This window comes from Sphingomonas citricola (assembly GCF_019429535.1).
Lineage (GTDB): Bacteria > Pseudomonadota > Alphaproteobacteria > Sphingomonadales > Sphingomonadaceae > Sphingomonas > Sphingomonas citricola.
On record NZ_JAHXZM010000002.1, the window covers coordinates 313643 to 334992 of the forward strand.

At 67.6% G+C, this 21350-nt stretch carries 26 protein-coding genes; 14 read left to right on the forward strand and 12 right to left on the reverse strand.

Translation table 11 applies throughout. The annotated features are described in order from the left end of the window. Positions 1-30: 30 nt before the first annotated feature. The gene (gene lgt, locus KZ810_RS05390; protein WP_373369141.1) at positions 31-924 is read right to left on the reverse strand and encodes a prolipoprotein diacylglyceryl transferase; all 894 of its coding nucleotides are present in this window, start codon (positions 922-924) and stop codon (positions 31-33) included. Between the two features lie 84 nt (positions 925-1008). Between lgt and KZ810_RS05395 the strand changes: the two genes are divergently transcribed. The 4 genes from KZ810_RS05395 to phbB are packed head-to-tail and all read left to right on the forward strand — an operon-like array spanning position 1009 to position 6750. Further along, a complete protein-coding gene (locus tag KZ810_RS05395; protein ID WP_219767977.1) occupies positions 1009-2706 on the forward strand; it encodes a class I adenylate-forming enzyme family protein in 1698 nt (565 codons plus the stop codon). 56 nt (positions 2707-2762) lie between these two features. Further along, positions 2763-4982, forward strand: a complete 2220-nt coding sequence (locus KZ810_RS05400) for a molybdopterin cofactor-binding domain-containing protein (RefSeq protein WP_219767978.1) — start codon at positions 2763-2765, stop codon at positions 4980-4982. Positions 4983-4992: 10 nt separating this feature from the next. Beyond that, positions 4993-5997 (forward strand): ferrochelatase, encoded by a 1005-nt coding sequence (gene hemH / locus KZ810_RS05405; protein WP_219767979.1) that lies wholly within the window; start codon positions 4993-4995, stop codon positions 5995-5997. A 30-nt stretch (positions 5998-6027) separates the two neighbouring features. Further along, entirely contained in the window at positions 6028-6750 is a 723-nt protein-coding gene (gene phbB / locus KZ810_RS05410) for an acetoacetyl-CoA reductase (RefSeq protein WP_219767980.1), read from the forward strand. 454 nt (positions 6751-7204) lie between these two features. Here phbB and KZ810_RS05415 read toward each other — a convergent pair whose 3' ends face one another. After that, positions 7205-7549, reverse strand: a complete 345-nt coding sequence (locus KZ810_RS05415; RefSeq protein WP_219767981.1) for a glycine zipper 2TM domain-containing protein — start codon at positions 7547-7549, stop codon at positions 7205-7207. Positions 7550-7718: 169 nt separating this feature from the next. Here KZ810_RS05415 and KZ810_RS05420 point away from each other — a divergent pair, with 169 nt between their 5' ends. Next, positions 7719-8681 carry an esterase-like activity of phytase family protein gene (locus KZ810_RS05420; RefSeq protein WP_219767982.1) on the forward strand — a complete coding sequence of 321 codons (963 nt, stop codon included), beginning with the start codon at positions 7719-7721 and terminating at the stop codon, positions 8679-8681. Between the two features lie 69 nt (positions 8682-8750). Here KZ810_RS05420 and rpmB read toward each other — a convergent pair whose 3' ends face one another. Continuing rightward, entirely contained in the window at positions 8751-9050 is a 300-nt protein-coding gene (rpmB, locus tag KZ810_RS05425) for a 50S ribosomal protein L28 (protein ID WP_019515770.1), read from the reverse strand. A 164-nt stretch (positions 9051-9214) separates the two neighbouring features. Between rpmB and KZ810_RS05430 the strand changes: the two genes are divergently transcribed. Further along, entirely contained in the window at positions 9215-9451 is a 237-nt protein-coding gene (locus tag KZ810_RS05430) for a hypothetical protein (RefSeq protein WP_219767983.1), read from the forward strand. Between the two features lie 44 nt (positions 9452-9495). Then, the gene (locus KZ810_RS05435) at positions 9496-9945 is read left to right on the forward strand and encodes a nucleoside deaminase (protein WP_258044475.1); all 450 of its coding nucleotides are present in this window, start codon (positions 9496-9498) and stop codon (positions 9943-9945) included. A gap of 172 nt (positions 9946-10117) precedes the next feature. Here KZ810_RS05435 and KZ810_RS05440 read toward each other — a convergent pair whose 3' ends face one another. After that, positions 10118-10801 (reverse strand): YiaD family glycine zipper/OmpA-like lipoprotein, encoded by a 684-nt coding sequence (locus KZ810_RS05440; RefSeq protein ID WP_219767984.1) that lies wholly within the window; start codon positions 10799-10801, stop codon positions 10118-10120. Positions 10802-10985: 184 nt separating this feature from the next. On the opposite strand from KZ810_RS05440, the gene KZ810_RS05445 reads away from it, so the two are divergent. The 5 genes from KZ810_RS05445 to gmk all read left to right on the forward strand — a co-directional run bounded on the left by KZ810_RS05445 (position 10986) and on the right by gmk (position 15487). After that, complete coding sequence (locus tag KZ810_RS05445; protein WP_219767985.1) at positions 10986-12281, forward strand: hemolysin family protein; 1296 nt, start codon at positions 10986-10988, stop codon at positions 12279-12281. Positions 12282-12310: 29 nt separating this feature from the next. Next, the gene (locus tag KZ810_RS05450) at positions 12311-13417 is read left to right on the forward strand and encodes an S-(hydroxymethyl)glutathione dehydrogenase/class III alcohol dehydrogenase (RefSeq protein ID WP_219767986.1); all 1107 of its coding nucleotides are present in this window, start codon (positions 12311-12313) and stop codon (positions 13415-13417) included. Positions 13418-13455: 38 nt separating this feature from the next. After that, positions 13456-13872: a VOC family protein gene (locus KZ810_RS05455; protein ID WP_219767987.1), complete on the forward strand. Its 417-nt coding sequence runs from the start codon at positions 13456-13458 to the stop codon at positions 13870-13872. After that, positions 13869-14735 carry an S-formylglutathione hydrolase gene (fghA, locus tag KZ810_RS05460; protein ID WP_308461497.1) on the forward strand — a complete coding sequence of 289 codons (867 nt, stop codon included), beginning with the start codon at positions 13869-13871 and terminating at the stop codon, positions 14733-14735. Before KZ810_RS05455 ends, fghA begins: the two co-directional genes overlap by 4 nt. Positions 14736-14830: 95 nt before the next feature. After that, positions 14831-15487 (forward strand): guanylate kinase, encoded by a 657-nt coding sequence (gmk, locus tag KZ810_RS05465; protein WP_219767988.1) that lies wholly within the window; start codon positions 14831-14833, stop codon positions 15485-15487. A 10-nt stretch (positions 15488-15497) separates the two neighbouring features. Here gmk and KZ810_RS05470 read toward each other — a convergent pair whose 3' ends face one another. Genes KZ810_RS05470 through KZ810_RS05480 form a run of 3 tightly spaced genes read right to left on the reverse strand, consistent with a single transcriptional unit; the run spans position 15498 to position 17058 of the window. Continuing rightward, entirely contained in the window at positions 15498-16178 is a 681-nt protein-coding gene (locus KZ810_RS05470; protein WP_219767989.1) for an ATP12 family chaperone protein, read from the reverse strand. Beyond that, a complete protein-coding gene (locus KZ810_RS05475) occupies positions 16175-16381 on the reverse strand; it encodes a hypothetical protein (RefSeq protein ID WP_219767990.1) in 207 nt (68 codons plus the stop codon). The genes KZ810_RS05470 and KZ810_RS05475 overlap by 4 nt, the downstream gene beginning before the upstream one ends. Next, the gene (locus KZ810_RS05480; RefSeq protein WP_219767991.1) at positions 16378-17058 is read right to left on the reverse strand and encodes an HAD-IA family hydrolase; all 681 of its coding nucleotides are present in this window, start codon (positions 17056-17058) and stop codon (positions 16378-16380) included. Before KZ810_RS05480 ends, KZ810_RS05475 begins: the two co-directional genes overlap by 4 nt. A gap of 206 nt (positions 17059-17264) precedes the next feature. Here KZ810_RS05480 and KZ810_RS05485 point away from each other — a divergent pair, with 206 nt between their 5' ends. Further along, positions 17265-17465: a hypothetical protein gene (locus tag KZ810_RS05485; protein ID WP_219767992.1), complete on the forward strand. Its 201-nt coding sequence runs from the start codon at positions 17265-17267 to the stop codon at positions 17463-17465. Between the two features lie 57 nt (positions 17466-17522). Here the strand turns inward: KZ810_RS05485 and KZ810_RS05490 are convergent, their stop codons facing one another. The 3 genes from KZ810_RS05490 to KZ810_RS05500 form a co-directional block, all read right to left on the reverse strand. Next, the gene (locus KZ810_RS05490) at positions 17523-18623 is read right to left on the reverse strand and encodes an RluA family pseudouridine synthase (protein WP_219767993.1); all 1101 of its coding nucleotides are present in this window, start codon (positions 18621-18623) and stop codon (positions 17523-17525) included. Then, complete coding sequence (gene crcB / locus KZ810_RS05495) at positions 18620-18994, reverse strand: fluoride efflux transporter CrcB (RefSeq protein ID WP_219767994.1); 375 nt, start codon at positions 18992-18994, stop codon at positions 18620-18622. Before crcB ends, KZ810_RS05490 begins: the two co-directional genes overlap by 4 nt. A 110-nt stretch (positions 18995-19104) precedes the next feature. Further along, positions 19105-19863 carry a hypothetical protein gene (locus KZ810_RS05500; protein WP_219767995.1) on the reverse strand — a complete coding sequence of 253 codons (759 nt, stop codon included), beginning with the start codon at positions 19861-19863 and terminating at the stop codon, positions 19105-19107. Between the two features lie 117 nt (positions 19864-19980). Between KZ810_RS05500 and KZ810_RS05505 the strand changes: the two genes are divergently transcribed. Then, a complete protein-coding gene (locus tag KZ810_RS05505) occupies positions 19981-20202 on the forward strand; it encodes a hypothetical protein (protein ID WP_219767996.1) in 222 nt (73 codons plus the stop codon). Between the two features lie 53 nt (positions 20203-20255). Here the strand turns inward: KZ810_RS05505 and KZ810_RS05510 are convergent, their stop codons facing one another. Both KZ810_RS05510 and KZ810_RS05515 read right to left on the reverse strand, forming a co-directional pair. Beyond that, positions 20256-20816 carry a glycine zipper 2TM domain-containing protein gene (locus KZ810_RS05510; protein WP_219767997.1) on the reverse strand — a complete coding sequence of 187 codons (561 nt, stop codon included), beginning with the start codon at positions 20814-20816 and terminating at the stop codon, positions 20256-20258. Positions 20817-20895: 79 nt separating this feature from the next. Next, positions 20896-21327, reverse strand: a complete 432-nt coding sequence (locus tag KZ810_RS05515; protein ID WP_219768377.1) for an OsmC family protein — start codon at positions 21325-21327, stop codon at positions 20896-20898. Positions 21328-21350: the final 23 nt, after the last annotated feature.

Below are 21350 nucleotides of genomic sequence, written 5' to 3' on the forward strand. Positions count from 1 at the left end.
CGCCCGGCGGCGGGACGAGGGGATGATTGCTCAGGCGACGCTCTCCAATCCACCGGTCGGCTCGATCCGCTGCCGCCGGCCGGGCGCGGTCGCGATCAGGAACGCGCCGCCCAGGATCATCGGGATGCAGAGGACCTGACCCATGTGGATCGTGTTGGCGAAGAATGTGCCCGCGAATTGCGCGTCGGGTTCGCGGAAGAACTCGACGATGAAGCGCGCCACGCCGTAGCCGAGCAGGAACAGCCCGACGAGCTTGCCCGGCTGGTAGCGCGCCTTGGTGCGCCAGAATGCGTAGGCGAGCAACAGAAACAGGCAGATGCCCTCCAGCCCGGCCTCGTACAATTGGCTCGGGTGGCGGGCGGGTTCGAGGAAGCCGGTCGGCACCGTACGTTCGAACACGATCGCCCACGGCACGTCGGCGGGCTTGCCCCACAATTCGCCGTTCACGAAGTTCGCCAGCCGGCCGAAGAACAGACCGAACGGTACCACGCAGGCGACGTAATCGTGGATGCGCAGCCAGTTGAGCCCGTGCTTGCGCGCGAACCAGATGATGCCGAGCGAGGTGCCGATCACACCGCCGTGGAACGACATGCCGCCGTCCCACAACCTCAGGATACGCAGCGGCGACGACAGCATCTCGGGCGCGTAGAACAGGACGTAACCGATCCGTCCGCCGAGGATGATGCCGAGCGTCGCGTAGAAGACGAGGTCGTCGGCATGGCGCCGCGCCATCGGTGCGCCGGGCTGCGCCAAGAGCTTGAGCAGATACCACCAGCCGACGACGATGCCCGCGATATAGGCGAGGCTGTACCAGCGCAGCGTGAAGAAGCCGAGCGTGAACACGTCGGGGTGCAGGCCCAGATCGGCGAAGCGGATATGGCCGGTGCCCGAGTAGGCGGCGTCGGCGAGCATGGACAGGATCAAGGCTTTCCCCTCAGCATTCCCGCCTCCATAAGGAGCCGCAAGCACAAGACCAAGCCCAAGGCCTGGATCAAAGCGGAGAGAAAAATGCGGACCGAGCTCGACCAGCGGATGGATGCGGTGATGGGTGCGATGACCGGCGAGGGCGGGCAGCTGCCGCTCGGGCAGGTCGAGCGCTTCGGCCGATCGCTGCCGTTCATCGCCGCCGCGCCGCCGACGCTCACCGCCTATTTCGCGCATTTCTGCACCCAGCATGCCGACGCCGAATTCTTGATCGCGGGCGACGAACGGCTGACCTTCGGGCAGGTCCATGCCGCCGCGCGGCAGGTCGCCGACGCGCTGGTCGGGCATTACGGCGTCGCGAAGGGCGACCGTATCGGTATCGCCGCGCGCAATTCGCCGTCGTGGATCGTGCTCTACATGGGCATCCTGATGGCGGGCGGCACCGCGACGCTGCTCAACGGCTGGTGGCAGGCGGAGGAGTTCGAGGCCGCGATCAACGACGTCGGCGTCAGCCTGATCTTCGCCGACCTGCCGCGGGCGAAGAGGCTCGCCGCGATCGACGGCGTCGCGGCGCGGGTCGAGACGTTTGATGACCTGCGCCCCCTGGGCGAGGCGATCGGTGACATCGTCGCGCACGCGACCGGCGCGACCTTGCCGACGCTCACCGGCGATGATCGCGCGACGATCCTGTTCACGTCGGGGTCGACGGGCAAGTCGAAGGGCGCGTTGTCGACCCATTTCCAGGTGACGCAGGGCATTTTCAATTATCTTGCCTCCGCGCTGATGATGCTGGGGCTGGCGACGCAGGACGGCACCGCCAGCACGTTGCAACCCGCGACCTTGCTCAACGTGCCGCTGTTTCACGTTACCGCCGAAGTGCCGGTGTTCCTGCAAAGCATGGCGATCGGGCGCAAGCTGGTGCTGATGCCCAAATGGGACGCCGAGGAAGCGATGCGGCTGATCGCGCAGGAGAAAGTGACCTATTTCGTCGGCGTGCCATTGATGAGCTTCGAGATGCTGACGCATCCCAACCGCGGCAAATACGACCTGTCGACGCTCGCCGATATCGCCGCGGGCGGGGCACCGCGCCCGGTGGAGCATGTCCGCCGCATCGATGCCGAGATGGAGGGCGCGCCGTTGATCGGTTACGGGCTGACGGAGACCAACGGCGTCGGCACCGGCAACTGGCGCGGCAATTATCTCGCCAAGCCCAATTCCGCCGGTCGCGCCTCGATGCCGCTGGTCGACCTCGCGATCCTCGACGATGCGGGAGCGCCGGTCGCGCAGGGGCAGCGCGGCGAGGTGTGCATCCGCTCGGTCGCGTGTTTCGAGGAATATTGGGGCAATCCACAGGCAACCGCCGACGCCTTCACCGCCGACGGTTATTTTCGCACCGGCGACATCGGCTACCTCGACGAGGACGGTTATCTGTTCATCGTCGACCGCAAGAAGGACATCATCATCCGTGGCGGCGAGAACATCAGTTGCCAGGAGGTCGAGGCGGCGCTCTACGAGCACGCGGAGGTGGCCGAGGCCGCCGTCTTCGGCCTCGCCGATGAACGCTACGGCGAGGTGCCGGGCGCGGTGGTCCATCTGGCGCATCCGGGCGTGGTTGAATCGGAGGATCTGGTCGCGTTCCTGACGCAGCATATCGCCGCATTCAAGGTGCCGCAGAAGATCTGGATCGCGGACGATCCGCTGCCGCGGTTGGGCACCGAGAAGATCGACAAGGTATCGCTGCGGGCGAAATATCGCGCGCTCGCGCTGACGGAGAGCGTCTAGCATCGCGCGCCGCACATCAGCTTGCCCCACCGCGTCCGGTGGGTAAGGAGCGCGCCATGCCAACGCTGTCGCGCCGCAATCTCCTCGTCGCCGGTGGTGCCGGTGTCGGACTGTTGGTCGCGTGGAGCGCGTGGCCACGGCGATACGCGCCCAATCTGCCGGTCGCGACGGACGAGACGCTGTTCGGCGGGTATCTGAAGATCGCGCGCGACGGCCGCGTGATCGTCGCAGTGCCGCAGGTCGAGCACGGGCAGGGGGTGTTCACCACGCTGCCGCAGATCGTCGCCGACGAATTGGGCGCGGACTGGCGTACCGTCGCGGTCGAGCCCGCGCCAATCAATCCGCTCTACGCCAACCCGCTCGCCGCCGAGGCGCTGTTCGCCGGCGGGTTCGAGCATGTCCCGCCAGGGTTACGCGACGAACATTGGACGCGCGACGCGGTCATGCTGACCGGCGGGTCGACCTCGCTGCGGCGGTTCGAGCAGGTCCTGCGCGAGGCGGGCGCGGCGGCGCGCGTGCTGCTGTGCAAGGCCGCGGCGGCACGCTGGGACGCCGACTGGCAGGCGTGCGACACCGCCGACGGTTTCGTCGTGCTCGAAGGACGCAAGCTGCGCTTCGGCGAGCTGGCGGAGGCGGCGGCCACGTACAGCGTTCCCGACGAACTGCCGCTGCGCTTCGGCGACGACGGGCGATTGAGCGGGCAATCTCTGCCGCGGCTCGATGCGCCGGCGAAGGTCGACGGATCTGCCAATTACGCGGGTGACGTGCGGTTGCCCGACATGGTGTTCGCCAGCCTCCGCCAGGGGCCGATCGGCGACACGCGACTGCGCTCCTTCAATCGCGCCGCGGCGGAAGCGGTGCAGGGTGTGGCGGGCATCGTCGCGCGCGACACGTGGGTGGCGGTGGCGGCGAACAATTGGTGGGCGGCCAACCGCGCGCTCGACGCGCTCGCGCCGCGGTTCGAGACGCGAGGCCCGGTGATCGACGACGCGTCGATCGATCGCGCGCTCGATGCGGCGCTGGCGGATGATGGCCACCGCGTCGCCGCGGCGGGGGACATATCCGCGGTCCTCAGCGGTGCGCAGCTCCATACCGCGGATTATCACGCCGGCCTCGCGCTGCATCCCGCGCTGGAGACGCCGGGCGCGACCGCACACTGGCGCGACGGCACGCTCGAACTATGGATCGCGACCCAGGCGCCGACCAGTGCGCGCGATGCGGCCGCCGCCGCGCTCGGCATCGCGGCGGCCAAGGTGACGGTGCACGCGATGCTGGTCGGCGGATCGTTCGGTCAGGCGCTCGAAACCGAGGTCGCGCAGCAGGCGGCGATCCTCGCACGCGAACTGAAACGGCCGGTCCAGCTCACCTGGTCGCGCGGCGAGAGCGCGCTGCGCGACCGGTTTCGCGCGCCGGCGCGCGCGCGGATGAGCGCGCGGATCGGGGCGGGCGGCGCGATCCTGGGATGGCAGGCGAAGATCGCGGCACCCGCGACCGGGGCCGAACTAGCCGCGCGATTGCTGCCGAACGATCCGCTTCGTCGTGCCGCGGCGGTGCTTCGCGGGGGCGTGGACGGATATGCGATGTCGGGCGCGGTGCCGCCCTACGCGATCCCGGCGATCGCGATCGACCATCATCCTGCCGCGATCGGCGTGCCCGTCGGGCATCTGCGTGGGCTGGCCGACGGATATAATGCGTTCTTCACCGAATGCTTTATCGACGAACTCGCGCAAGCGAGCGGCAACGAGCCGATGAGCTACCGGATCGGCATGCTGGGCGGCAATGCCCGGCTCGCGCGCTGTCTGACCACCGCGTCGGCGCTCGGCGGGTGGCAGGGCGGGGTTGTGGGAAGCGGACAGGGGATCGCCTGCCACGCGGTCGCGGGCAGCTTCATCGCGGTGATGGCGGAGGCGCGGATCGACGACGCCGGGCGCGTCCGTGTCGAGCGGCTGGTGGCGGCGGTCGATTGCGGGCGCACGGTCAATCCCGACGTGGTGCGCCAGCAGATCGAGGGCGGTCTGATCCTGGGGGTCGCGCTCGCGACCGGTTGCTCGACTGGCATCGGGCGCAATCTCGCCGACACGCGGATGTTCGGCGATTTCGGGCTGCCGACGCTCGCCACCGCGCCCGAGGTCACGGTCGAGTTGATCCAGAGCACGGCCGATCCGGGTGGCGTGTCCGACCTGGGGATACCGGCGGTGGCGCCGGCCGTTGCCAATGCACTGCGTACCGCGTCCGGTTCGCGGTACCGATCGCTTCCCCTGCAACCCCGCGTCTGAGACCCCGCTCATGATCCCTGCCGGCCATCCCTCGATCCCGCGCCCACGCGTCGGCGTGCTGCTTATCAACCTGGGGACGCCCGACGCCGCCGAGCCGAAGGCGGTGAAACGCTATCTCGCCGAATTTCTGTCCGATCGCCGCGTCGTAGAGCTGCCGCAGATCGCGTGGCAGCCGATCCTGCGCGGCATCATCTTGACGACGCGACCGAAGAAATCGGCGCACGCCTACAGCCAGGTGTGGCGCGAGGACGGCTCGCCGCTGGCCGCGATCACGCGTGCGCAGGCGCTCGCGCTCGAGGGCGCGTTCGGCGACGGCGTGATGGTCGACTGGGCGATGCGTTACGGTCGGCCGGCAATCGCCGATCGGTTGCAGGCGATGAAGGACGCGGGGTGTGAGCGTATCCTGCTTAGCCCGCTCTATCCGCAATATTGCGCCGCGACGACCGCGACCGCCAACGACAAGGCATTCGCGAAGCTCGCGACGATGCGCTGGCAGCCGGCAATCCGCACGCTGCCGCCTTATTACGACGACCCCGATTATATCGACGCGCTTGCGCAAAGTGTGCGCGAGGGGCTCGCCGCGCTCGATTTCACCCCCGACGCGGTGATGGCGAGCTTTCACGGGATGCCGCAGCGCACGTTGGAACGGGGCGACCCTTATCACTGCCACTGCCAGAAGACCGGGCGGCTGCTGGGCGAGGCGCTGGGCATGAAGCTCACCATCACGTTCCAATCCCGCTTCGGCCGCGCGAAATGGCTCGAACCCGCGACCGATACCGTGCTTGCCGCAATGCCGGGCAACGGCGTGAAAAAGGTCGCGATCGTCGCGCCCGGCTTCTCGGCCGACTGCGTCGAGACGCTGGAGGAACTGTCGATCCGCGGGCGCGAAACGTTCGAGGAGGCGGGCGGTACGCACTTCGCCTACCTGCCGTGCCTCAACGACAGCGTGCGCGGCATCGAAATGTTACGCGCGGTGATCGCGCGCGAGCTTGAAGGCTGGGCGCCGCGTCCGTAGCCTGCGCGGCGGACAAGGAGAGGACGTCTGATGGCACGCGTAGCAATCGTGACAGGGGGAACACGCGGCATCGGCGAGGCGATCAGCGTCGCGCTCCGCGACATGGGGCTGACGGTCGCGGCCAATTACGCCGGCAACGACGAGCGCGCGCGCGATTTCACCGAGCGTACCGGGATCGCCGCGTTCAGATGGGACGTGGCGGAGTACGACGCATGCCAGTCCGGGGTGGCGCGCGTCACGGACGAGATCGGCCCCGTCGACGTGCTGGTCAACAATGCCGGCATCACGCGCGACGGCACGATCATGAAGCTCAGCTACGAAATGTGGCGCGAGGTGATCGATACCAACCTCGGCGGCTGCTTCAACATGGCGAAAGCGGTGTTCCCGGGCATGCGCGACCGCAAATGGGGGCGGATCGTCAATATCGGCTCGATCAACGGCCAGGCCGGGCAATATGGCCAGGTCAACTACGCTGCGGCGAAAAGCGGTATCCACGGTTTCACGAAGGCATTGTCGCAGGAAGGCGCGCGCGCCGGCATCACGGTGAACGCGATCGCTCCCGGCTACATCGATACCGACATGGTGGCCGCGGTGCCGGGCGAGGTGTTGGAGAAGATCGTTGCCAAGATCCCGGTCGGACGCCTCGGTCAGGCACAGGAAATCGCGCGGGGCGTCGCATTCCTATGTTCGGACGATGCGGGGTTCGTGACGGGATCGACGCTGAGCATCAACGGCGGGCAGCACATGTACTGACGGGCCGCGCGCCGCACCTCGCGGTGCGGTGCGCCCGCGGCGCGCAGCCCGGCACGGCCGGCGGGTCGCATCAGCGAACCCGTCCGACGTCACGGGGGCGGCTTTGCCGTCGCCGCGACTGGATCATACGAGAGTCGGCGGGGCCACAAGGCCCCAAGCTGACAGAGCACGGCTATGGGCTCGGTTTCGCACGTTCTTTTGTCGAACCGCGGCGACGGCGGAGCCGCCGCCGTGACGTCGGACGGGCACATCTCTCGCAGGCCCGCCGGCCGGTTCGCGCGCTGCGCGCGTCAGTCCGCGGGGCGGACCTGCGCGCGAAGAACAACGGGCCGGCCGCCTTTCGGCCACCGGCCCGCGCCCCCGGTACGCTACACGGGGGAACTCGATACGCTACGCGAGTAGAGGAGGGCGGTGCGGGAGGGCATCGGGCCCGTCACCGCACCGGCCAAGGAGGTTAGCGGCAGTAACGCGGATTGTTCGACTTCTCGATCGCGTTGCCCGCCACCGCGCCGCCGACGCCGCCGAGCACCGTGCCGAGTGTGCGGTCACCGCGGGTGTCGATCGTACGACCCAACAGGCCACCCGCGATCGCGCCGACGATCGTGCCGGTCGTGCCACCCGAACAGCGGCGGTTGTAGTTGTACCGGCGGCTGTCGTAACGGCGATCATAGTTGCGGTAGCCGTCACGATAGTTGCGCTCGTAGCGGTGACCGTAGCGCTGCGCCTCGGCAGCCATCGGGGTCAGCGCGGCGCTGCCCATCGCGAGGGCGGAGACGGCGAGGGTCAGGTTCTTGAACATGGTACGAACTCCCGTTTTTCTTCAAACTTGCCGGCGGGATCACCCCGTCGTTGGGATGCTTATGGGTGATTCGCATTGAGCCGAGCCTGAATGCGCTCGTTATCGTTCGTTCATGCTTCGGGTTACGCGCGGGTAGGCGGGGCGAGCATCCGCGCCTAAGGGCGGGCGTGTGAAATGGCCGCTGTCGATCGCGCTGGTGCTGGCATTCGTTCCGGGATGGACGGGGCTCGATCGATTGCCGCTGATCGCGCCGGGCGCGGTGGTTCACGCCGCAGCCTATGTGCCCGAGGAAGGGTGGCCGCGCCGGATCGGGGAATTGACGCCGGTCGGCGCGCTGCGCCTGTGGTCGCGAGACCCCGCGTTCGGCGGCTTCTCCGCGCTGTCGATCGACGACGGCGAGATCACGATGCTGAGCGACGGCGGCAATTACGTCCGCTTCGCGATTACAGGCAGGCGGCTCGCCACGCGCGCGGCGGGGTCATTGCCCGCGGGGCCGGATACCGGCTGGGCGAAGGAAAGCCGGGACACCGAATCGCTGGCGGTCGATCGTCGGGCAGGACGGGTGTGGATCGGATATGAGCGCGCGAACGCGATCTGGCGCTATTCCGCCGACCTGCGCCGCGTCCAGGCGCATGTCGCGCCGCCGCCGATGCGCGGATGGGCGATCAATGGTGGCGCCGAATCGATGGTCCGCCTGCGTGACGGGCGGTTCGTCGTCATCAGCGAACAGGCTCGTGCGGACGGACGGCGGGGCGTGCGTGAGGCGCTGATCTTCGACGGTGATCCGACCCGTCCCGAAGCCAAGATCCAGCGGTTCCGCTACCGGCCGCCGTCCGGCTTCAACCCCAGCGACGCGGCGGTGCTACCCGGGGGCGATGTGGTGGTGCTCAATCGACGGTTCAGCCGGCTGCGCTTCGACGCGGTGCTGGTCCGGGTGCCACTCACCGCGATCAGGAAGGGCGCGACGGTCGCGGGGCGCGAGATCGCGCGTTGGGGGCCGCCCCTGCTGGGAGAGAATCCCGAGGGATTGGCGGTGACGCAGGAGCACGGCCAGACGATGCTATGGGTCGTGACCGACAACGACCTCGCCTGGTATCGCCCGACGCTGCTGCTCAAATTCCGTTTGGATTAACGTGCGAACGCGAAGCGGCCCGCCATTCGATGAATGGCAGGCCGTTCGGACCCCGTAAAAACGGAGGCGTTACGCGGCGACGGGTTCCGCCGCGCGCTTCTTGACGATCTCGCGCTTCAGGCGACGCGCCTTGAGCGACAGCTTCTCGTCGTTGGTCTTGACCAGCCAATTGTCGAGACCGCCGTTGTGCTCGACCGAGCGCAGGCCGTTGGTCGACACGCGCAGGCGTACCGAGCGATCGAGCGAATCGGAGATCAGCGTGACGTTCTGCAGGTTCGGCAGGAACGTGCGCTTGGTCTTGTTGTTGGCGTGGGAAACGTTGTTACCCACCTGCCGGCCCTTGCCGGTCAGCTCGCAGATGCGCGACATGGTTGAAATCCTGAAATACGGTTGCCCGGAAAGCCGGTCCCGATAGTGATGAAGTCGCGTGCGGTCAAGTCGTCACCGGTCCCAGCGGCGCGGCGCGGCACGATCTGCAACCCGCACGCACCTGTCGCGTTGTTGCGGCAGCGAATCGATGGGGAGAATGGATCATGCGCTCGTTTCTGGTGATGTTGGGTATCGTTGCGCTCCTGGTCCTTGCCGCGATGCTGACCGGCTTTCTTCGCTTCGATCAGACACAGCCGGCACAATTGCCGCGGCTCGAAGGTGGTCAGGCGCCGAAGTTCAACGCCGATGTCGGGCGCATCTCGATCGGTACGGAAAACAAGACGGTCGCCGTGCCCGACGTGAAGGTACAGAAGCCCGCCGAAGCGGCACCGCAGCAGTAAGCGCGGCCTTCCCCCGCACCGACGATTGAGGCACGGCGGTGCCGATGTTCCCGCTGCCCTCTGCGATGCGCGCAGCGCTCGACGCCGCGGCGGATGCCGCCCGCGCGGGCGAAGTTCCGGTCGGCGCAGCCGTCGTCCATGCCGGCGCGGTAGTCGCTATCGCGGCCAATGCGCCGCGCGCGCTGCTCGACCCGACCGCGCACGCCGAAATGCTGGCGATTCGCCGCGCCGCGCAGGTGCTAGGGCGCGACCGGCTGGGTGACTGCGACCTCTGGGTGACGCTGGAGCCATGCACGATGTGCGCGGGCGCGATCTCGCACGCGCGGATCGCCCGGCTGTTCTACGGCGCGGATGACGAGAAGGGCGGCGCGGTCGCGCACGGCGCACGCTTTTTCGCACAGACGACGTGCCATCATCGCCCCGAGGTATTCGCGGGGATCGGCGAACGGGAGGCGTCGACGCTGCTGCGCGACTTCTTCGCCGCGCGGCGATGAGTCTGTTGGGGACAGCGTGATCCCCCTTACCACGTCCGATTGTGACGTTCGCAGCAGCAACCGCGTGAACGCAGACGCCCCTGTACCTTAATGGCTTACTGGAAAAGAAGAAGAGCGGCGTAGCACCTGCGCCACGCCGCCCTCCTACGTCGTCAGATCATGCGGCGGCGCGTCAGCGCGGCGGCAGATCGTTCTCCGAAATCGGCACCACCTTGATCTCGACGCGGCGGTTGGCGGCGCGGCCCTGCTCGGTCTCGTTCGATTCGATCGGCTGCGTCTCGCCGTAGCCCTTGGTCGCGATGCGCGCCGACTGGACGCCGTGGCTCGACAGATAGTCCGCGACCGAAATCGCGCGGCGCTCCGACAGATCCTGGTTGTACGCGTCGCTGCCGGTCGAGTCGGTGTGGCCGTACACGTCGATATAGGTGTTGGGATAATCGGCGAGCACCGACGACACCTTGTCGAGCGTCGAGCGGAACTGCGGTTGCACATTCGCGGAATTGTAGGCGAAGTTGATGCCCGACGGGATGTTGAGCAGCAGGTCGTCACCCTGGCGCACGACCTCGACGTCGGTCCCCGCGGTGCGCGCGCGCATTTCTCGCTCCTGCTTGTCCATGTACGCGCCGATGCCCGCGCCCGCGATGCCGCCGATCCCGGCGCCCAAGATCTTCTCCGTGCGGTCGCGGCGACCGCCGACGAGATCGCCGAGCAGATAGCCGCCGAGCGCACCGCCGATGCCGCCGATCGCGGTCTTGCTGATACGGCGCTCACCCGTCTCCGGGTCGGTGGTGCAGGCGGCGGTGGTGACGAGCGACAGCGTCGCCGCGGCGGCGAGGAACTTGGACGGCAGCTTCATTCTTCTCCCTTTCACTAGGATCATTCGCCCGAAACGGGACGATGCTGGTGATTGTTCCGGTTGTGCACTGATGCTGACGGGCTTAACGCTGGCTGACGCAGCCGGCGCGCGCACCTCGTCGATCGCGCGGTAAGAGAAAGCGGATTGTTCGCGCGGTCGTTTGCCGCCAAGGGTAGCCGCAGCCATGTTACCGCCGTTCCCCTGGTTCGACGTCCTGATCATCCTCGCGCTGGTCGCGTTGAATGGCATCTTCGCGATGAGCGAGCTCGCGATCGTATCCGTGCGCAAGGCGCGGCTGGAGGCGATGGCGCGCACGGGGCGGCGCGGCGCCGCCGCCGCGCTGAAGCTCGCGTCTGATCCCGGCAAGTTCCTGTCGACCGTTCAGATCGGCATCACGCTGATCGGCATTTTGGCGGGCGCGTACTCGGGGTCGAGCCTTGGCACGCCGACCGCGGCGCGGCTCGAGGCGCTCGGTCTGTCGCACCACACTGCGGAGACGGTGGGCTTCGCGCTCGTGATCGGGCTGACCACCTATGCGTCGCTGATCATCGGCGAACTGGTGCCCAAGCAGATCGCGCTGCGCGCGCCCGAGGCGATCGCGAGCGTCGTCGCGCTGCCGATGACCTATATCGCGACCGCGACGAAGCCGCTCGGCTGGCTGCTCGATTCGTCAAGCGCGCTGATCTTCAAGCTCCTGCGGCTCAACCGCGAGAACGAGGATCACGTCACCGCGGAGGAATTGCACCTGATCGTCGCCGAGGCGAGCAAGTCGGGAGTGATCGAGGAGCACGAACGCTCGATCATTTCGGGCGTGGTGCGGCTCGCCGATCGCCCGGTGCGCGAGGTGATGACGCCGCGCACCGACGTCGACTGGATCGACATGACGCTGGGTGAGGCGGAATTGCGTGCCAAGCTGCTCACCTCGCCGCACAGCCGCCTGCCGGTGGGCGACGGATCGATCGACGCGGTCGTCGGCGTGGTGCAGGCGCGCGATGTCGCCGCGGCACTGTTCCGCGGCGAGCCGCTCGACCTCGCGAAACTGGTGCGCAAGGCGCCGGTGGTGGTCGATCAGATCGACGCGATGGACGCGCTTGACGCGCTGCGCCGTGCCGACGTGCCGATGGCGCTGATCCACGACGAATACGGGCATTTCGAAGGCGTGGTGACGCCCGCCAACCTGCTGGCGGCGATCGCGGGTGAATTCGCCTCCGACGCCGATCCCGACGAGGCGCCCAACGTCGTCGAGCGCGAGGACGGGTCGCTCCTGGTCGCGGGCACGATGGCGGCCGACGCGCTTGCCGAACGGCTGGGCATCGATTTGCCTGACGACCGCGACTACGCGACGGTCGCGGGCCTCGCGCTCGCGGTCTTCCGCAAGCTGCCGGGTGAGGGCGAGCATTTCGAGGAACAGGGTTGGCGGTTCGAGGTGGTCGACCTCGACGGACGCCGGATCGACAAATTGCTGGTCAGCGCGGCCTGAGGCCCCGATCGGAAAAGAGAGGAACACGCATGAAAACCCGCGCCGCCGTCGCGTTCGAGGCGAAGAAGCCGCTGGAGATCGTCGAGCTCGACCTCGAAGGGCCGAAGCCGGGCGAGGTGCTGGTCGAGATCATGGCGACGGGCATCTGCCACACCGACGCCTACACGCTTGATGGGCTCGACAGCGAGGGACTGTTCCCGAGCGTGCTGGGGCACGAGGGCGCCGGGGTGGTGCGCGAGATCGGCGCGGGGGTGACGAGCGTCGCGGTCGGCGACCATGTGATCCCGCTCTACACGCCCGAATGCCGTCAGTGTAAGTCGTGTCTGAGCCAGAAGACGAACCTGTGCACCGCGATCCGCGCGACGCAGGGGAAAGGGCTGATGCCCGATGGGACGACGCGGTTCAGCTACCGTGGCCAGCCAATCTTCCATTACATGGGCTGCTCGACCTTCTCGAACTTCATCGTGCTGCCCGAGATCGCGGTGGCGAAGATCCGCCCCGACGCGCCGTTCGACACGAGCTGCTACGTCGGTTGCGGCGTCACCACCGGCGTCGGTGCGGTGGTCAACACCGCCAAGGTCGAGCCGGGGTCGACCGTGATCGTGTTCGGGCTCGGCGGGATCGGGCTAAACGTGATTCAAGGCGCGAAGCTCGCCGGCGCGCTCCATATCATCGGCGTCGACATCAACCCCGATCGTGAGGAATGGGGGCGCCGATTCGGCATGACCGCGTTCGTTAATCCGAAGAACGTCGGCGACGTCGTGCAGCACCTGATCGCGATGACCGATGGCGGCGGCGACTATACCTTCGACTGCACCGGCAACACGGTGGTGATGCGGCAGGCGCTGGAAAGCGCGCACCGCGGCTGGGGCGAATCGGTTGTCATCGGCGTGGCGGAAGCGGGCAAGGAGATCGCGACGCGGCCGTTCCAGCTCGTCACCGGGCGTGTCTGGCGAGGCACCGCGTTCGGCGGCGCGCGCGGGCGCACCGACACGCCCAAGATCGTCGACTGGTACATGAACGGGCTGATCGAGATCGACCCCATGATCACGCACCGCCTGACGCTGGAGGAGATCAACAAGGGTTTCGACCTGATGCACGCGGGCGAATCAATCCGCAGCGTGGTGATCTACTAACGCCGCCGATCCGAGCGGCCATATAGGGGAGAGAGACGATGTTCAGCCACATGATGGTCGGATCGAACGACCTCGATCGATCGAAGAGGTTCTACGATCACTTGTTTGCCTCGATCGGTGGCAAGCCCGGGTTCCAGGATCCCAAGGGCCGCCTGATCTACAGCCACAACGGCAGCATGTTCCTCGTCACCAAGCCGATCGACGGCCAGCCCGCGACGCACGCCAACGGCGGGACGATCGGCTTCGCGGTGGACGGCCCTGAACAGGCCGACGCGTGGCACAAGGCGGGGGTCGAGGCGGGCGGCACCGCGATCGAGGACGCGCCGGGGGTGCGCAGCGGCGGCGGCATGCACCTGTACCTCGCGTACCTGCGCGATCCCGACGGCAACAAGCTGTGCGCGCTTCACCGGATGCCCGCCGAGAAGCCGACACAACAGACGCCAGCCGCGGCGTGAGCAACGCGCAGGCAGCCGTGGGCGAGCTGGAGACGGTTTCGACCACGAAGGCGCGCGGCGGGGTGCAGGGCGTGTACCGCCACGCCTCCGCCGCGACGGGCACCGATATGACCTTCTCGGTCTTCGTGCCCGACCACGCGCCGGGCGAGCGGCTGCCGGTCGTCTGGTATCTGTCCGGTCTAACCTGCACCCACGCCAACGTGACCGACAAGGGCGAGTTTCGTGGCGCCTGCGCGGAGCACCGCGTGATCTTCGTCGCACCCGACACGAGCCCACGCGGTGACGGCGTGCCCGACGAGGAGGCGTGGGATTTCGCGCAAGGCGCGGGCTTCTACGTCGATGCGACGCAGGCCCCCTGGTCCGCCAATTACCGCATGTGGACCTACGTCACCGACGAGCTGCCCGCGCTTGTCGCGTCGTCGTTCCCGGTCGACGTGGCGCGGCAGGGGATCACGGGTCACTCGATAGGTGGACACGGTGCGTTGACGGTGGGGCTCACCTATCCCGACCGCTTCCGCTCGGTGTCCGCCTTCGCGCCGATCGTCGCGCCGACGCAGGTACCGTGGGGCAGCGCGCTCGATCGTTACCTAGGTGACGACGTCGCGGCGAAGCGGCGTCACGACGCGGTGGCGTTGATCGAGGATGGCGCGCGTTTGCCAGAACTGCTGGTCGATCAGGGTGACGCCGACGCGTTTCTCACCGAACAACTGCGCCCCGACCTGCTCGCACGCGCCTGCACCGACGCGGGCATCGCGCTCGAACTCAGGATGCAGCCGGGTTACGATCACAGCTATCTGTTCGTCTCGACCTTCATGGCCGACCACATCGCGTGGCATGCCGCGCGGCTCCGCCGGGATACCTGAGCGGGGCGTGTCCGCCGCGCCACGCCGACGGCGAACCGTCGTGCGACGCGCGCGCGTGACTTGACGCCGCGGCGTCCCGCGGGCCAGAGGCGCGCATGGACGGCACCCCCCACCCCGACACCCACAATTTCAAGCGGCGCGGCGTGCTGTTCGTGCTGTCCTCGCCATCGGGCGCTGGAAAGTCGACGATCGCGCGCAAATTGCTGGCGATCGAGCCCGAATTGTCGCTGTCGGTATCGGCGACGACTCGCGCGATCCGCCCCGGCGAAGAGGACGGCCGCGATTATCATTTCGTCTCGCTCGAACGTTTCCGCGAGATGGTGTCGGCGCACGAGTTCCTCGAATGGGCGCACGTGTTCGACCAGCGCTATGGCACACCGCGCGCACCGGTCGAGGAGATGCTTGCCGCGGGCAAGGACGTGCTGTTCGACATCGACTGGCAGGGTGCGCAGCAGTTGCATCAGATCGCGGGCGGCGACGTGGTGCGCGTCTTCATCCTGCCGCCGTCGATGGAGGAACTGCACAAGCGGCTGCTCAACCGCAACACCGACGCGATCGAGGTGATCGACCGCCGCATGGCGCGCGCATCGAACGAGATCAGCCACTGGGACGGTTACGACTATGTCCTGGTCAACGACGATGTCGAGCAATGCTATGCACACGTTCGAACCATCCTGGCGGCGGAACGATTGAAGCGTTCGCGTCAGACCGGACTGATCGGGTTCATTCGAAAGCTGCGCTCGCCGGCCTGAGGCGAATTACTTAAAGCAGCGACAGGAACCGCGCGGCGGCGTCAAACTCGCCGCGGCGATATGCGCGCGCCTGCGTCGCCAGACTGTCCTCTCCCCAATGCTCCGCCTGCCAGTCCTCGTCGACGTGGGCGACGTTCCATAACGCATCCGCGTCGATCGCGCCTTCCGCGAGCGCCAATGTGCCGACCAGCGTCCCGGTGATCGTCACCAGCGGCGACAGCGGCACCAGCGCGAAGGCGTCGCGCGCCGCAACCGCGTCGCCCAGCCGCTGCACCGTCGGGGCGGGCTGAGCGTGATGGACGATCCCCGCGACCGGTTCGAAATGCACGTCGTATCGCTCGCATGCCCATTCGAGCAGCGGGTTCCACGCTGCCGCCTGCCGTGCCGCCAGTTCGGGCGGTTGATCGGCGCGGTAGTAGAGCAGATCACTGTCGGCATAGACCGCGATCCCGCGTGCGAAGGCGGGAAGGTCGGGGGCGACGCGGTCGATCGCGGCATTGGCGAGCCCGGTCAGCGGCATTGCGCGGGGGTCGATCGTATCGCCGACCGCACGCCATTCGTCCGCCACCGCTTCGGCGAGCTTCATGCTCGGTAGCGCGAGCGGTACGCGGCCGGGCGTGCGTACCGGGCGATCGTCGAGCCGGACGACCCAGTCGGCGTCGATCGCAACGTCGCGCCAGAACCGCTTCATCGCGGGCTCCGCCAGCGCGCGGCGAGCGCACGCGGCACGCTGGCAAGCATCCAGAGCGAGGCCAGCACGATCGCCACGCCCAGTACCTTCGGGCCGGTATCGTCGGCCCGCCCGACCAGGATCACCCCCAGCACCGCGCCGAAGCTGCCGATGATGCGTACTGCGGACAGTGCCGCCCAGCGCGGCAGCGCAGGATCGCTCACGCCACGGCCTCCGTCGCCATCGCGCCGGCAAGATCGGCGTACCGATCGATCACCGCATGCGCTCCGCTGCCGCGCAGCACGGCGGCGTCGTGATAGCCCCAGGTGACCCCGATCGCGCGAACGCCTGCGTTCCGTGCCATCTGCATGTCGTAACTCGTGTCGCCGATCATGACCGTGAGATGGGGATCGGCGCCGGCCTCTGCCACCGCGGCGTGGATCATCGAGGGATGCGGTTTCGATGGGTGTCGGTCGGCGGTCTGCAACGTGACGAACCGGTCGGTCAATCCGTGGTGCGCTAGCACGTGCGACAGTCCGCGGTCGGACTTGCCCGTCGCGATGCCAAGGATCCAGCCCTGCCGGCCGAGCTCGTCGAGTGCGTCCACCACGCCGTCGTACAGCGGTTCGGCTTCGAACGATCCGTCGGCGCGCATCCGCTGGAACGCGGTCTTGTAATCCGCGGCGACCGCGGTGTGGAACGCGGGCTCCGCATCGGGGGCGAGCGCGGCCACGGCCTCGACAAGGCTCAATCCAACGATGCCCCGGATCGCCTCGCGCGACGGCGGTGTGACGCGCACGCCCGCGAAGGCGCTTTCCATCGCGCGGCAAATGTTCGCGTGGCTGTCGACGAGCGTGCCGTCGCAGTCGAAGATCGCGAGGCGGACGGGGATATGCGGCATGACCGCGCCACTAGCAGCCACGTGCCCGCTTTGCCATGACGGCAAACGGCGCCAACAATCGTCGAATAGCACGAACGATCCGTCAGTGGGCGGCAAGGCGTTGTTTTCGTACGATGAATGCGGCGGGCTCGGCTAGGTTCGTTAACCTGGATATGTTTAACCCAGCCGCGGCCGCGGGGAAGGGCGGTCTGAGCGGGTGATAGTCGATGTTCGGTGCGGTTGCCTTTACCTATGGTCTGTTGATGACCTTCGTCATGTCGGGCGCGTCGCGTAATAAGAAGCAACGCCGACCCAATCCCGCGATGCTGACCGCGATCGGCTACGTGCTCGTGGGTATCACCAGTGCGGCGTCACTGCTGCTGTTTGGCTATGCCGGCTGGACGTATCTGGACATCGCCGCCGTTTGATCGCGTAGCACGGCGGCGGGCCGCCAATCCCGCCGCGCCGGTACCCGGCGTCCGCGCTCAGTCGTCGCGGCTGCCGCGTCCGCGCCGCTCGCCGCGGCGCGCCTTGCGGACTCCCTTGGCATGCGCGCGTGCTTTCGCCTTCTTCTCCTCGCGCGTCGGCGCGACGAAGTCGTTGATCGGCATCGAATTGCCCGCCATCTCCTCGAACCCCAGGCTCGCCAGGCTCTCGGCGAAATGCTGCGGCAACTCGGCGGTCACGTCGATTTCGCCGCCATCGGGATGGTCGACGCGGATGCGGCGCGCATGGAGGTGCATCTTGCGGCTGATCCCGCCGGTCAGGAACGCCGCGGGTCCGCCGTATTTGCCGTCGCCGACGATCGGGTGGCCGATTGCCGCCATGTGGACGCGCAACTGATGCGTCCGCCCGGTCAGCGGTTGCAGCTCGACCCAGCAAGTGCGGTTGCCCGCGCGCTCGATGACGCGGTAGCGGCTGCGCGCGGTCTGACCCTCGGCTTCGTCGACGTGCATCTTCTCGCCGCCGGTGCCGGGCTGCTTCGCGATCGGCAGCTCGATCATCCCGTCGTCGATCGAGGGGACGCCGACGACGAGCGCCCAGTAGATCTTCTTGGCGGTCCGGCCCGAAAAGGTCTTGGCAAAGAACGCCGCCGCGCGCGAGGTGCGCGCGACCAGCAGCGCGCCCGACGTATCCTTGTCGAGCCGGTGGACGAGCTTTGGCCGTCCCTCCAGATCGTCCTGCAACGCGTCGAGCAGGCCGTCGACGTGCGCGGTCGTCTTGGTGCCGCCCTGTGTCGCGAGCCCCGGCGGCTTGTTCAGCACCAGCGCCTGCGGGTCGCGGTGGATCACCATTTCCTGCGCGAACGCCTGTTCGTCGGGGGTGAGCGGCGTGCGCTCGCGCTGCGGCCGTGCGGTGGTGCGCACCGCCTCGACCGGCGGAATGCGCAGCGTCTGCCCCGCCTGCACGCGGTCGCCCGGGCCGACGCGCGCGCCGTCGAGCCTGAGTTGCCCGGTACGCGCCCATTTTGCGACCGTGGTGAAGCTCGTCGCGTCGAGGTGACGCTTGAACCAGCGATCGACGCGGATGCCATCGTCGTCGGGCGCGATGACGAACTGGCGGACGTTCTCGACCACCTTGTTCATGCCGCCACCCGCACGATCGACAAGCCCGCGAACAATGCCACGATCGAGCCGATCACCGAGACGAGCACGTAGCCGAGCGCGAGCAACACCGCACCGCGCTCGACCATGGCGACGGTGTCGAGCGAGAAGGACGAGAAGGTGGTGAAACCGCCGAGCACCCCGATCGCGAGAAACAACCGCCAGCCCTCGGGCGCGGAAACGCGCGCGAGTGCGCCGGTCAGCAGCCCCATCAGCAAGCCGCCGAGCAGATTGACGGTCATCGTGCCCCACGGCCAGTCGGGACCGAAGAATGACAGGGTAAAGCGTCCGGTCAGGTAACGCCCGGCCGAGCCGAGCGCGCCGCCTGCCATGACGGGAATAAGCGGGTTCATCACCGCGCCCTATCGCGAAAACGCACCGAAAGGAATGCGCGCCGGGATGACGAGCGCGTCGGCGTCGCCGCGCGAGGGGTGATCGATCATACCCGCCCGCTTGGGCATGATCAGCCGCCGTCGGCCATCAGGTCGATGTCGGTGCCACCATCGGTACGCGCGCGCATCGTCGCCATAAAGCTGCCGCCACCGCGACGGTTGCCCGCCAGCACGTGCTCGGCGCCGTCGGCGTGATGCTCGGACGCGTAGCCCGCCTCAGACGACCGCGTGTAATACCAATCGAGCAACCGCTGCATCGGTGCGGCGCTCGAGAAACTGACGACGCGCAGCGCGCAGCCCTGGCCATCGGCCCCCGCGGCCTCGGTCACGCGCGCGTCGGGGTAGAGCGGCACGCCGCGCGGGAGGCGGTTGGCCCAGCCGGCCGAATAGTCGATGTTCGCCGCGCATTGCCCGGCACGACCGCCCTGCGCCTCGGCAAGCGCGCCGAGCGTCAGCGACTGACGCGCGATCGCGCATTGGCGGCAATTCCCCGTCGCGGCGGGGGCGCGGCGCAGCGTCTCGCCGGACGTCGCATTCATCGCGGCGGCCTGCGCGTGTGCGGCGGCCGCGATGTCGACCGGGGGCAACGCGCCGCTCTGCGGCTGCGTCGGTGGGCGGATCGTGTCGGCGTTTGCCTGTTGCACGAGCGCAGGGTCGACCATGATCTGGTCACGCAGCGCCGCGGTCAGCGCCGGATCGGCGGCGGGCGAGGAGGCCGCAGTGCCGGTCATCGCCGCGGCGGGTGCGGAGGGCGCGGCCTCGTCGGGTGCGCTGCTGCCACAACCGGCGAGCGCCAGCGCGGCGAGGCAGGGGAATAGAAGTCGAGCCATTGGGTCCATTGCGACGCGAACGTTGCACGATGTCATGCCGCCATGGGCGTTAAGGAAGCGTGTGACGAAATGTGTGTCACTCTTGCAAGACACCACGCAGGCGACCACATTGATGCCATGTTCAACATCATCTCGATCCTGATCGGCCTCGTCGCACTGGTGCTCGGCATCGTGCCGTTCCTGCCATTTCTAGCCTGGGGTTACTGGTTCGTCATTCCGATCGCCATCGTCGGCGCTGCGATCGGCGCATTGTCGTCGTCCAATTCGGGACGGAACCTGAACCTCATCCTGATCGTGATCTTCGCCGCGCGGTTGATGCTGGGCGGCGGCCTCATCTGACGCGCGAAAGGGCCCGGCAATGCGCCGGGCCCTTTGCGTAGTGATCAGGTTGATCAGCGGCAGCGCACGTTGCCGCGGTCGATCGACTGACCCAGCAGCGCACCGCCGCCGGCACCGATAACCGTCCCGAGCAGCCGCGAACCGCCGCCCGCGATCACGTTGCCCAGCGCACCGCCCGCCAGTCCGCCGACGACCAGACCGGTCGTGCCGTCGTTCCGGCGGCAATAGTAACGGTTGTCGCGCCCGCGATAGATGCGGTCGTTGCGACCCAGCGAACGCTCCTGATAATACCGGCCGTCGCGGTAGTAGCGGTCGGCATAATAGGCGCGCTGACCCGGCTCGAGCCGGTTGTAGTCGTAGCGGTTGCTCTGGCGCCAGTCGCGAACGTCGTTGCGATAGTCGCGGCGGGCATCGCTGATGTTGTCGCGATATTCGCGTCGCGCGTTGCGCACGTCACGGCGGCTGTCGGCGTCGCGCAGATCCTCGCGATATTCCTGACGCGCATCGCGCACGTCGCGATTATATTCGCGTCCGGCTTGGTAGGGGTTCTGGGCGAGGGCGGGCGCGGTGCCGAGCGCCGTGGCGGCGATTGCGGCGGCAAGCATGATACGCATATGACAACTCCATCGTCAGTGATGAAACAAGACCCCCCGCTCTTATCCCCGGTTGCGTGAACCAAAAACTACACGTCGTTCATTCAGTCTTCAGCGTATGATCGAGCGTGATCTCGGCGTTCAACAGCTTCGACACCGGGCAATTGGCCTTTGCCTCGTTCGCAATCTTGGCGAACTCCTCGGCCGAAATGCCAGGAACATCGGCGGTCAGTGACAAGGCGGACTTACTGATCTTGAAGCCGTCGCCGTCCTTATCGAGCGTGACCTTGGCTTTCGTCTCGAGTGTGCCGTCGCTGTGGCCGGCCTGTGCGAGCGCGAAGCTCAGCGCCATCGTAAAGCAGCTTGCATGCGCGGCGGCGATCAACTCCTCGGGATTGGTGCCCGGCTCGTTTTCAAACCGCGTGTTGAAGCCATAGGCGTTGTCGGACAGCACGCCCGACTGCGTCGATACGTGACCCTTGCCGTCTTTGCCGAGGCCCTCGTACCGGGCGGATGCGCTTCTGACCGACATGTCTGCTCCTTGATCGATGTTAA